The sequence below is a fragment of the Companilactobacillus allii genome (assembly GCF_001971585.1).
GTDB lineage: Bacteria > Bacillota > Bacilli > Lactobacillales > Lactobacillaceae > Companilactobacillus > Companilactobacillus allii.
On sequence record NZ_CP019323.1, the window covers coordinates 1,534,391 to 1,547,189 of the forward strand.

At 39.5% G+C, this 12,799-nt stretch carries 5 protein-coding genes, 5 tRNA genes, 3 rRNA genes and 1 pseudogene; all 14 read left to right on the forward strand.

Features of this window, described 5'->3' with window-relative positions; genetic code table 11:
- Positions 1–79 precede the first annotated feature (79 nt).
- The 14 genes and pseudogenes from BTM29_RS07410 (at position 80) to BTM29_RS07475 (ending at position 12,749) form a co-directional block, all read left to right on the forward strand.
- Positions 80–721: a deoxynucleoside kinase gene (locus BTM29_RS07410; RefSeq protein WP_076618801.1), complete on the forward strand. Its 642-nt coding sequence runs from the start codon at positions 80–82 to the stop codon at positions 719–721.
- A gap of 123 nt (positions 722–844) precedes the next feature.
- A complete protein-coding gene (locus BTM29_RS07415) occupies positions 845–1,339 on the forward strand; it encodes a QueT transporter family protein (protein ID WP_076615559.1) in 495 nt (164 codons plus the stop codon).
- A gap of 75 nt (positions 1,340–1,414) precedes the next feature.
- The gene (locus BTM29_RS07420) at positions 1,415–2,614 is read left to right on the forward strand and encodes a glycosyltransferase family 4 protein (RefSeq protein WP_076615562.1); all 1,200 of its coding nucleotides are present in this window, start codon (positions 1,415–1,417) and stop codon (positions 2,612–2,614) included.
- Positions 2,607–3,641 (forward strand): glycosyltransferase family 4 protein, encoded by a 1,035-nt coding sequence (locus BTM29_RS07425; RefSeq protein ID WP_076615566.1) that lies wholly within the window; start codon positions 2,607–2,609, stop codon positions 3,639–3,641. Before BTM29_RS07420 ends, BTM29_RS07425 begins: the two co-directional genes overlap by 8 nt.
- Positions 3,641–4,693 (forward strand): annotated as a pseudogene (locus tag BTM29_RS07430) (lysylphosphatidylglycerol synthase transmembrane domain-containing protein). The gene BTM29_RS07425 and the pseudogene BTM29_RS07430 overlap by 1 nt, the downstream one beginning before the upstream one ends.
- Positions 4,693–6,756, forward strand: coding sequence for an LTA synthase family protein (locus BTM29_RS07435; RefSeq protein ID WP_076615570.1), 2,064 nt, complete (start codon positions 4,693–4,695; stop codon positions 6,754–6,756). Before BTM29_RS07430 ends, BTM29_RS07435 begins: the two are co-directional and overlap by 1 nt.
- Positions 6,757–7,221: 465 nt before the next feature.
- Positions 7,222–8,798, forward strand: a 16S ribosomal RNA gene (locus BTM29_RS07440).
- Between the two features lie 87 nt (positions 8,799–8,885).
- Positions 8,886–8,960, forward strand: a tRNA-Ile gene (locus BTM29_RS07445).
- 23 nt (positions 8,961–8,983) lie between these two features.
- Positions 8,984–9,056, forward strand: a tRNA-Ala gene (locus tag BTM29_RS07450).
- A 115-nt stretch (positions 9,057–9,171) separates the two neighbouring features.
- Positions 9,172–12,088, forward strand: a 23S ribosomal RNA gene (locus tag BTM29_RS07455).
- A 78-nt stretch (positions 12,089–12,166) separates the two neighbouring features.
- A 5S ribosomal RNA gene (gene rrf / locus BTM29_RS07460) occupies positions 12,167–12,283 on the forward strand.
- The 16S, 23S and 5S rRNA genes sit together here with 5 tRNA genes alongside, the layout of an rRNA operon.
- A 6-nt stretch (positions 12,284–12,289) precedes the next feature.
- A tRNA-Asn gene (locus tag BTM29_RS07465) sits at positions 12,290–12,362 on the forward strand.
- 83 nt (positions 12,363–12,445) lie between these two features.
- Positions 12,446–12,535: transfer RNA gene (locus tag BTM29_RS07470), tRNA-Ser, on the forward strand.
- A gap of 140 nt (positions 12,536–12,675) precedes the next feature.
- Positions 12,676–12,749: transfer RNA gene (locus tag BTM29_RS07475), tRNA-Arg, on the forward strand.
- The last annotated feature ends 50 nt before the right edge of the window (positions 12,750–12,799 follow it).

Genomic DNA, 12,799 nt, shown 5'->3' on the forward strand with positions numbered 1-12,799 from the left:
ATATCTAGTTCGTAAGTGGTATTATATTAAATGTTGATTTTTTACAGATTATTTAATGATTGGTTGGAGGATAATAATGATGATCGTATTAAGCGGCACAATCGGGGCCGGAAAAAGTTCAATGGCAACTATCTTGTCAGAACATCTAGGAACAAAGGCTTTTTATGAGCAAGTAGATGATAATCCAGTATTACCACTATTTTATGCAGATCCTAAGAAGTACGCTTTCCTATTACAAATTTACTTTTTGAACAAGCGTTTTGAATCTATTAAACAAGCAATGGTTGATGACAATAACGTTTTAGATCGTTCAATTTATGAAGATTCACTATTTTTCCATATGAATGCTGATATGGGACGTGCTACGCCACAAGAAGTTAAAGTTTATGACGAGTTATTAGCCAATATGATGCAAGAACTTCCTTATGCTGCCGCTAAAAAAGCTCCAGATTTATTAGTTCATATTGATATTTCATATGATACGATGATTCGACGTATTGAAAAACGTGGACGTGATTATGAGCAACCAGAACAAGATCCAACTTTGGTTGAATATTATCATAATTTACTTGGCAGATATGATGGCTGGTATGATGATTATGACTATAGTCCAAAGATGAAAATCGATGGAGACAAATACGATTTTGTTGAAAATCCAGATGATCTTAAATTAGTTCTAAAACAAATAGATGATGAATTAGCAAAATATAGAATTATCTAAAGTGAAAAATAGAAGCCTGTTGCTTCTATTTTTTTTGCTTAATGAATGAAAATACGTTAGTCTATTTAAGACAGTTTTTCTGGTAACCTGTCTACTAAATAAAAACAGTGGGGGATTTGTTTTATGAACAATTTAAGAATAAAGGACATTACCCAGATTGCAATTATTGCTGCTTTATATGTTGCAGTAACAATAGCACCAGGGCTTTCAGCTTTTGCATATGGTCCAGTACAATTCAGAGTTTCTGAAATTTTGATGCTGTTACCATTTTTAAATCACAAGTACAGTTGGTCATTGATAATAGGTTGTTTCATTGCCAATATTTTCAGTGCATCATTAGGAGCTTATGATTTATTGTTTGGAACATTGGCTACAGCTGTGGCTTGTCTATTGATTACAAGGGTGCCATCAAAAATGTCTATGATCTGGTCAGTACCAATAATCTGTGCAGTTGTTAACGGAATTATTGTTGGTGCAGAATTACATTTAGTATTGAAGATACCATTTTGGATCAACGCTGGATCGGTCGCTATTGGTGAATTAGTGGTGGTAGCAGTGGGTGCCGCAATTTTTTATTTCTTAATGAAGAATCGTAATTTTAGTAAATTAATTGACTAAGAGATGAAAGGGGGAAGTGATTCTCCCTTTTTTTTGTTATAATCATCAATATAAAGATTGTGAGGAGATGTTTTTATGAATATCGGAATTTTTACCGATACATACTTCCCTCAAGTTAGTGGAGTAGCTACATCGATCCAGACATTGAAGAACGATTTGGAGCGAAAAGGAAATTCAGTATATATTTTTACTACTACAGATCCTAATGTTTCGAAAACAACTATTGAACCTAATATCTTCCGTGTGGGAAGTGTGCCGTTCATTTCATTTACTGATAGAAGAATTGCCATCAGGGGGATGTTCCATGCTGTGGAACTTGCTAAGGAATTGAAACTGGATATTATTCACACACAAACGGAGTTCTCATTGGGATTAATGGGTAAATTTGTGGCGAAGCAATTGAAGATACCTTTTGTTCATACTTATCACACAATGTATGAGGATTATTTGCATTATGTATTGAATGGGCATTTACTTAAGCCATATCATGTTAAGCAAATGTCACGTATGTTCTTAAAAAATGCTTCCGGGGTTGTTGCTCCAAGTAAACAAGTGAAGACAACTTTGGATAGGTATAATGTACCTGCACCAATTTCTATAATTCCTACAGGGGTCGATCTATCAGAGTATACTAAGCCGGTTAATGCGTCTGATGTTCGGGAAAAATTGGGTATTTCTGAAGATACACCAGTTATTTTGATGTTAAGCCGTATAGCTCTGGAAAAGAAAATTGATCATATGCTAAAATCGATGCCTGAATTGTTGAAATACAATCCTGATATTATGTTAGTGATTGTTGGAGACGGTCCAGATATGGATGAATTAGTTGAAATGTCTAATAGTCTTGGTATTAGTGATAATGTTATTTTTACAGGAGAAGTTGAACATGATAAAATTTCTCCATACTATCATTTAGCGAACATATTTGTATCTTCAAGTGATACAGAGTCTCAAGGATTAACATATATTGAAGCTATTGCATCCGGTTTGAAGATCGTAGTACGTAGTGCGCCTTATACAGACCAACTTCTAACTGACCCTTCAGTTGGAGTGACATTTTCAAAGGATAGTCAACTTGTGCCCAGGATTATTGCTTATTTAGATCATCCTAATTCATTTGATGATCGTGAAGCTCGCCAAAAAATTCTTTATAATATATCATCTGATAGTTTTGGTAATTCTATTTTGGACTTTTATCGTCGTTCAGAAGAATACTTTGTACGTGAGAAACTATCGGACTCATCAATAGATCCAGAGGAGTATTCTAATGATTAAAATTAATATGTTTTCGTCTGCAGATAAAGTAGCCGGCCAAGGGGTCGGTAGTGCCTATGTGGAATTGATAAATTTGTTAAAAGATAGATTTAGTAATGAGTTTGATATAAAAATCAATAATTATGGACGTAGTGATTTGAGCCACTATCATACTATTGATCCACAGTTTTATCTTTCAACGTTCTCAAAAAAACGTGGTAGAAAAATTGGTTATGTACATTTCTTGCCAGAGACACTGGAAGGTAGTATTAAATTACCTAAGCCAGCAAGAATGGTTTTCTATAAGTATGTAATTGATTTTTATAAGAGAATGGACCAAATAGTTGTCGTTAATCCAACATTTATCGATAAATTGGTGAAACATGGATTGGATAGAGAGAAAATCAAATATATTCCAAACTTTGTTTCTACCGAGAATTTTTACGAGAAGACCAAAGAAGAAAAGATAGATTTTCGTAAAAAAATTGGTATTCCTGAAGGTAAATTCATTGTTTTTGGGGATGGACAAGTTCAAGAACGCAAGGGAATTGATGATTTCTTTAAATTAGCAGAATTGAATCCTGACATTGAATTCATTTGGGCAGGCGGTTTTTCCTTTGGTAAAATAACCGATGGCTATGATCGTTATAAGAGAATGGTCGAAAATCCACCCAAGAATATGAAATTCACAGGTATTGTGGATCGTAATGAGTTGGTCAATTACTATAACGTTTGTGATTTGTTCCTATTACCATCATATGATGAATTATTCCCTATGTCGGTTTTGGAAGCATTTAGTTGTGGTGCTCCAGTTTTATTACGTGACCTTGATTTATATAAGGCAATTATTGATGGTTATTATCAACCAGCCAATAATCGCTTTGAAATGAATGATTTTATTAACAAAGCTAATATGGACAGATCAATCTTAGATAAGTTTAAAGTGAAATCTAAAGCAGCCACAAATCAATATTCAGAAGATAATTTGAGTAAGATTTGGTATGATTTCTATAATGATCAATATAAAATTGCTAAACGGGATAAATAATGAGTAAAAAAAATGTTTTTGCACTATTTATAATGCTGGGACTGGGATTTAGTATTTTTTGGTGGGAAGCTAGAAAAATCAACTTCCAGTCTTTAGTAACTACGTTTCAAAACCTTAATTATTTTTGGTTGTTAATCGCAGTGTTATCTATATTATTATCATATGGTGTGGAAGCGTTAGTTTTGCATACCTTATTGAAAAAGGATGAAGATAGAAAGTTTGGTTGGTGGGAGATGTACCGCATTCCATTGATTCAGGCATTATTTAATGCGATAACTCCATTCTCTTCAGGGGGGCAACCTGCTCAATTGATTGGTTTAATGCAATCCAAGATTAACGCCGGGCGTGCAAGCTCGGTATTATTGATGAAATTTGTTATTTACCAAACGATGGTATTAATTAACTTCATTATTGCGATGTTGGTGAGCTTTAGAAGTGTTGCTGAACACTTCTCAGGTCTTGCAACATTGATTGTATTTGGAATGGTAATACATTTAGTTACGATTTCATTTTTGTTGATGATCATGTATTATTATGATTTCACTAAAAAAATGGTTCATGTCATCCTTAAACCAGTACTTTTTTTTCCTTAAAGAGGAAAAACGAGATAGAATTTTGCAGTCAACTATCAAAAGCATTGATAGTTTTTATAATGAGAGTTTAGTTTTAAAACGTGAAAAGAAAAAAGTCGTTAAAGCTTCACTATTGACGATTATTCAGCTATTCTTATATTACTTTGTAGTGTATTTCGTATTGCTTGCACTGAATTGTGATCACGTAAATATTGTGGATGTTTTAGTAATGCACATAATGATTGTAATGATCACGTCTATCTTCCCAATTCCTGGGGGTTCAGGTGGTGCGGAATTTAGTTTCAAAACACTATTTGCTGGTTTCATTCCATCTCCATCTGGATTGATACTAGGTATGTTTTTATGGAGATTTATTACATACTATTTGGGGATGTTTTTGGGGATTGTTGCGGTTTCGAAAAAACCGAAAATTAAGTGAGACATCATAAAGTTGTTAGTAAATCTATGGAGCGTAAATAATGAAGCGTATTTTTAAAGGTATTTCTAATTTTTTAAACACTAGGCTAGGTTTTGTTATACTAGCCGTACTTTTATATACTATGAAAACGGTATACGCGTATACCACTAAGTTTAATCTAGGTGTAAAAGGTTCAATTCAAACATTTCTAATGATTATTAATCCGATACCGATAATGTTATTGCTATTTGGTATTGCACTGTACATGAAGGGAAGAAAGTCATACATATTTTTACTTATAGTAGACTTTTTGGATACAGTTTGGTTATTCTCTAATATCTTATATTATCGAGAATTTTCCGATTTTCTAACAATGGTACTAATCAAAGGGTCTGGATCAGTCTCTAACAATTTAGGAAAGAGTATCTTGGGAATTGTTAGACCGACTGACTTTTTGGTTTTTATTGATGTACTAGTTTTGGTTCTTTTATTAGCATTCCATGTAATCAAAATGGACATCAAACGCATGAATTGGCGTATTCCTGTCTTAATCAGTACATTAGCTGTCTTGTTATTTGGAGCTAATTTAACTTTGGCTGAAAGTGACAGATCACAACTTCTTACTAGAACATTTGATAATAACTATATTGTTAAATATCTAGGATTGAATGTATTCAATATCTATGACGTGGTTAAGACGTCTCAAACTAATGCTGTAAAGGCTAAGGCTAAGAGTTCAGATCTAGATTCTATTGAGAAATACATGAAGAGTAACTACGCAACTCCAAATGTAGAATACACTGGTGTAGCAAAAGGCAAGAATGTGTTTGTTATTCATTTGGAAAGTTTGCAACAGTTTATGATTGATTATAAGTGGGATGGGGAGGAAGTAACTCCTAATTTAAACAAGATTTATCATGAAGATGATACGTTGAGTTTTGACAACTTCTTTAATCAAGTTGGACAAGGTAAAACAGCAGATGCTGAATTGATGCTTGAGAATTCTCTATTTGGTCTACCTGAAGGTTCAGCCATGGTTACTGATGGTACTTCAAATACATTCCAAGCAGCACCTGCAATTTTAGATCAACAAGGATATACGACGGCTTCATTCCATGGGGATGTACCAAGTTTTTGGAACCGTGATAATGCTTATAAATCATGGGGCTATGACTACTTCTTTAGTTCCAATTATTATAAGATCAAGAAGGATTACAACGTTGGATACGGTATGAAGGATAAAATCTTCTTGAAGGATTCAGCTAAGTATATTGAACAATTGCCACAACCATTTTATGCTAAGTTGATTACTGTAACTAACCATTATCCATACACCTTGGATAAGAAAAATCAAAGTATTTCTAAGACTGATACAGGTGATAAAACTGTTGACGGTTATGTTCAGACAGCCAGATATTTGGATGAGTCTATAGGTGAGTTCATGAACTGGTTAAAAGAAACTGGTCTGGATAAAACAAGTATGGTTGTACTATATGGTGACCATTATGGTATTTCTGATAATCATAAAAAGGCCATGGCTAAATTGACTGGTATCAAAGGCTTTGATGATTTTGATAATGCCCAATATCAACGTGTACCATTTATAATACATATGGATGGATTAAAAGGTGGAATCAATCATACATATGGTGGTGAAATAGATGTTCTTCCAACTATACTTAATCTGTTAGGTGTTAGTGATAAGAACACTATTCAATTCGGAAGTGACCTGTTGTCTAAAGAGCATTCTCAAGTTGTAGCCTTTAGAAATGGTGATTTTGTAACTCCAAAAGTTACCAAAGTAGGAAGTACGTTCTATAATACGAAGACAGGTAAGGTAGATAAGAATATATCATCTACTGAGAAGGCAAAGCTTTCTAATAAAGTCACAACAGAGCTATCATTGTCTGATCGTGTTATTAATGGAGATCTATTAAGATTCCATAAGTTGCCAGGATTTACTAAGGTTAATAAAAAGGATTACTCCTATAAGAAGAGTACTGCCTTGAAGAAACTTAAAGCGGCACGTAAGAAGGATGGAACCAGTATATTAGCTCAAAATGATAACAAGTCGCTTCTAGATTTGTATACAACAGATGCGCCAGAACTAAATAATGATAAGTAAATAAGTAAGAGCTTTTGAGAATTCGTTTCTCAAAAGCTCTTTTTGTTTGTATATATAAGCGCAAGAAAGTAGTAGTATTAAAGAGTAATAGCCATCAATAGTGATGAATTTGAAAAAAAATGAACTTTTTTCGCAAAAAGGGTTGCATACATCTATTGTGATTGGTAATATATTACTTGTTGTTGCGACAGTGCAACGGCGACAACGTCTTGAGAGCTTCCAACTCGATAGACATTGAAAAATTATTTTAAAAAGTTCTTGACTTATAGTTGACTACTTGATAAGATAATTGAGTCGCTTGTTAAGAAGTTCACTTCTTGACAGACAGTAGACCTTTGAAAACTGAACAAAGTTTTAACAATCAATTGTGTAGGCCTTTTAATTAAGGTTAATTTGTAACAAAGTAACAAGAAACATTGACGAAGTCAATGTTCGCTAGTTTTTAATTTTTGAGTCACAAACTTTTAATATGAGAGTTTGATCCTGGCTCAGGACGAACGCTGGCGGCGTGCCTAATACATGCAAGTCGAGCGAACTCTGGTTTTTGATTTTTGGTGCTTGCACCAAAATGATAAAACATTTGAGTGAGCGGCGGATGGGTGAGTAACACGTGGGTAACCTGCCCTAAAGTGGGGGATAACATTTGGAAACAAGTGCTAATACCGCATAACAACATTTACCACATGGTTTATGTTTAAAAGATGGTTTTGCTATCACTTTAGGATGGACCCGCGGCGTATTAGTTAGTTGGTGAGGTAATGGCTCACCAAGACCGTGATACGTAGCCGACCTGAGAGGGTAATCGGCCACATTGGGACTGAGACACGGCCCAAACTCCTACGGGAGGCAGCAGTAGGGAATCTTCCACAATGGACGAAAGTCTGATGGAGCAACGCCGCGTGAGTGAAGAAGGTTTTCGGATCGTAAAACTCTGTTGTTGAAGAAGAACATGCGTGAGAGTAACTGTTCACGTATTGACGGTATTCAACCAGAAAGCCACGGCTAACTACGTGCCAGCAGCCGCGGTAATACGTAGGTGGCAAGCGTTGTCCGGATTTATTGGGCGTAAAGCGAGCGTAGGCGGTTTATTAAGTCTGATGTGAAAGCCCTCGGCTCAACCGAGGAAGTGCATCGGAAACTGGTAAACTTGAGTGCAGAAGAGGAGAGTGGAACTCCATGTGTAGCGGTGGAATGCGTAGATATATGGAAGAACACCAGTGGCGAAGGCGGCTCTCTGGTCTGTAACTGACGCTGAGGTTCGAAAGCGTGGGTAGCAAACAGGATTAGATACCCTGGTAGTCCACGCCGTAAACGATGAGTGCTAAGTGTTGGAGGGTTTCCGCCCTTCAGTGCTGCAGCTAACGCATTAAGCACTCCGCCTGGGGAGTACGACCGCAAGGTTGAAACTCAAAGGAATTGACGGGGGCCCGCACAAGCGGTGGAGCATGTGGTTTAATTCGAAGCAACGCGAAGAACCTTACCAGGTCTTGACATACCATGAAAAGCTAAGAGATTAGTCTTTCCCTTCGGGGACATGGATACAGGTGGTGCATGGTTGTCGTCAGCTCGTGTCGTGAGATGTTGGGTTAAGTCCCGCAACGAGCGCAACCCTTATTACTAGTTGCCAGCATTCAGTTGGGCACTCTAGTGAGACTGCCGGTGACAAACCGGAGGAAGGTGGGGACGACGTCAAATCATCATGCCCCTTATGACCTGGGCTACACACGTGCTACAATGGTCGGTACAACGTGCTGCGAACTCGCGAGGGTAAGCAAATCACTTAAAACCGATCTCAGTTCGGATTGTAGGCTGCAACTCGCCTACATGAAGCTGGAATCGCTAGTAATCGCGGATCAGCATGCCGCGGTGAATACGTTCCCGGGCCTTGTACACACCGCCCGTCACACCATGAGAGTTTGTAACACCCAAAGCCGGTGGGGTAACCTTTTATTAGGAGCTAACCGTCTAAGGTGGGACAAATGATTAGGGTGAAGTCGTAACAAGGTAGCCGTAGGAGAACCTGCGGCTGGATCACCTCCTTTCTAAGGATAAGTGCGAAAGCACTACGGAATACACAAGTTAAAACTTTGTTTAGTTTTGAGAGGCCTACTATAGCTTAATGCTTATTTGGGCCTATAGCTCAGCTGGTTTAGAGCGCACGCCTGATAAGCGTGAGGTCGATGGTTCAAGTCCATTTAGGCCCATTATATTTGAATAGTAGTACCATGGGGGTTTAGCTCAGCTGGGAGAGCACCTGCTTTGCAAGCAGGAGGTCATCGGTTCGATCCCGTTAACCTCCATAGGTAAGGAAACTTACCAAACTCGTACCTTGAAAACTGGATATTAAGTAATATTATGAATTAAAGAAACACCGAAAACTGCGCGATAAAAATGACGCAAGTCATATTTTGTCAAGGTTAAGTTATAAAGGGCGCACGGTGGATGCCTAGGCACTAGGAGCCGATGAAGGACGTAACTAACAACGATATGCCTCGGGGAGCTGTAAGTAAGCTTTGATCCGGGGATTTCCGAATGGGGGAACCCAATCATCGTAATGGATGATTACTTGTATGTGAATACATAGCATATTAAGAGGAAGACGCAATGAACTGAAACATCTAAGTAATTGCAGGAAGAGAAAGAAAATTCGATTCCCTGAGTAGCGGCGAGCGAAACGGGAAGAGCCCAAACCAAAGAGCTTGCTCTTTGGGGTTGTAGGACTGACGATATGAGAAAAAAAGTAAGTATAGCTGAACAACTTGGAAAAGTTGGCCAAAGAGAGTGAAAGCCTCGTAAGCGAAATACGAACTACTCTAGTCGGGATCCTGAGTACGGCGGAACACGAGAAATTCCGTCGGAATCTGGGAGGACCATCTCCCAAGGCTAAATACTCCCTAGTGACCGATAGTGAACCAGTACCGTGAGGGAAAGGTGAAAAGAACCCCGGAAGGGGAGTGAAATAGATCCTGAAACCGTGTGCCTACAAGTAGTCAAAGCCCGTTAAGGGGTGATGGCGTGCCTTTTGTAGAATGAACCGGCGAGTTACGTTTGCATGCAAGGTTAAGCAGAAAATGCGGAGCCGTAGCGAAAGCGAGTCTGAATAGGGCGACTAAGTATGTAGACGTAGACCCGAAACCAAGTGACCTACCCATGTCCAGGTTGAAGGTGCGGTAAAACGCACTGGAGGACCGAACTCATGTATGTTGAAAAATGCTGAGATGAGGTGTGGGTAGCGGTGAAATTCCAAACGAACTTGGAGATAGCTGGTTCTCTCCGAAATAGCTTTAGGGTTAGCCTCGGGGAATAGGATCATGGAGGTAGAGCACTGTTTGGACTAGGGGCCCGTCTTGGGTTACTGAATTCAGATAAACTCCGAATACCATTGATCTATACCCGGGAGTCAGACGATGAGTGATAAGATCCACCGTCGAAAGGGAAACAGCCCAGATCACCAGTTAAGGTCCCAAAATTCATGCTAAGTGGAAAAGGATGTGGAAACGCATAGACAACTAGGATGTTGGCTTAGAAGCAGCCATTCATTCAAAGAGTGCGTAATAGCTCACTAGTCGAGTGATTCTGCGCCGAAAATGTACCGGGGCTAAGCATGATACCGAAACTGTGGATGCATCGTAAGATGCGTGGTAGGAGAGCGTTGTAAGAGCATTGAAGCTGTACCGTAAGGAGCAGTGGAGTTCTTAGAAGTGAGAATGCCGGTATGAGTAGCGAAAGATCAGTGAGAATCTGATCGGCCGAAAGACTAAGGTTTCCTGGGGAAGGCTCGTCCTCCCAGGGTTAGTCGGGGCCTAAGATGAGACCGAGAGGTGTAATCGATGGATAACGGGTTGATATTCCCGTACTAGTTTATTTTGTTTGAACGATGGAAGGACGCAGGAGGATGATGTGTGCACACGGCTGGAAAAGTGTGTCCAATCAGAAAGTCTTGGTAAGAGTCAAATGCTTTTACCTTTAAGGACAATCTGTGATGGGGAGCGAAATTTAAGTAGCGAAGCACAGTAACTCACACTGCCAAGAAAAGTTCCTAGTTAGAAATAAACTACCCGTACCGCAAACCGACACAGGTAGTCGAGGAGAGAATCCTAAGGTCAGCGAGTGAACTCTCGTTAAGGAACTCGGCAAAATGACCCCGTAACTTCGGGAGAAGGGGTGCTGGTGTAACAGCCAGCCGCAGTGAATAGGCCCAAACAACTGTTTATCAAAAACACAGGTCTATGCTAAATCGTAAGATGACGTATATGGGCTGACGCCTGCCCGGTGCTGGAAGGTTAAGAGGATCAGTTAGCGTAAGCGAAGCTGAGAATTGAAGCCCCAGTAAACGGCGGCCGTAACTATAACGGTCCTAAGGTAGCGAAATTCCTTGTCGGGTAAGTTCCGACCCGCACGAAAGGCGTAATGATTTGGGCACTGTCTCAACGAGAGACTCGGTGAAATTATAATACCCGTGAAGATGCGGGTTACCCGCGACAGGACGGAAAGACCCCATGGAGCTTTACTGTAGCTTGATATTGAGTTTTTGTGTGACATGTACAGGATAGGTAGGAGCCGTTGAAATCGGAACGCTAGTTTCGATTGAGGCATTGGTGGGATACTACCCTTGTTATATGAAAACTCTAACCTGCACCATTAATCGTGGTGAGGGACAGTGTCTGGTGGGCAGTTTGACTGGGGCGGTCGCCTCCTAAAATGTAACGGAGGCGCTCAAAGGTTCTCTCAGAATGGTTGGAAATCATTCGCAGAGTGTAAAGGCACAAGAGAGCTTGACTGCGAGACTGACAAGTCGAGCAGGTACGAAAGTAGGACTTAGTGATCCGGTGGTTCCATATGGAAGGGCCATCGCTCAACGGATAAAAGCTACCCTGGGGATAACAGGCTTATCTCCCCCAAGAGTTCACATCGACGGGGAGGTTTGGCACCTCGATGTCGGCTCATCGCATCCTGGGGCTGTAGTCGGTCCCAAGGGTTGGGCTGTTCGCCCATTAAAGCGGTACGCGAGCTGGGTTCAGAACGTCGTGAGACAGTTCGGTCCCTATCCGTCGCGGGCGTAGGAAATTTGAGAGGAGCTGTCCTTAGTACGAGAGGACCGGGATGGACATACCTCTGGTGTACCAGTTGTGCCGCCAGGCGCATCGCTGGGTAGCTACGTATGGAAGGGATAAACGCTGAAAGCATCTAAGTGTGAAGCCCCCCTCGAGATGAGATTTCCCATTCCGTAAGGAAGTAAGATCCGTTAGAGATTATGACGTAGATAGGCTGCGGGTGGAAGTATAGCGATATACGGAGCTGAGCAGTACTAATAGATCGAGGACTTAACCGAGTAAGTGGTTCGAAGTGTTTCTTATAATAATTCATATTAAACTTAATATCTAGTTTTGAAGGTACGAGTAACGAATAGTGTGGTGGTAATGGCAAGAAGGATACACCTGTTCCCATGCCGAACACAGAAGTTAAGCTTCTTCACGCCAAAAGTAGTTGGTGGGAAACTACCCGCGAGGATAGGTAGCTGCCACGCTGTTATTCCGGATTAGCTCAGTTGGTAGAGCATCTGACTGTTAATCAGGGTGTCGTCAGTTCGAGTCTGACATCCGGAGTCAAAGTATCTTAGGAAGACCTAGATGCTAAGAGAATACATCTAGTTCATATGAATTAGATGTATTTTTTTATAGTTTTTTATGGAGAGTTGTCCGAGTGGCTGAAGGAGCATGATTGGAAATCATGTATACGGGTTTTGCCTGTATCAGGGGTTCAAATCCCCTACTCTCCGTTTATAAAAGAGGCGTATATCGTTGATATAACGCTTTTTTTGTACTCTAAATTATTCAAAGTAATCAATAATAATATTAATTTGGGTGTTATTTATATATGATAATATGGTATAATTTTAAATGTTGAAAAATTATATATGCACCTATAGCGCAATTGGATAGAGTGTCTGACTACGAATCAGAAGGTTGTAGGTTCGACTCCTACTAGGTGCACTAAATAGAATGAAAAGGGGACATTACTTTTAAATAAGTAAATGTCCCTT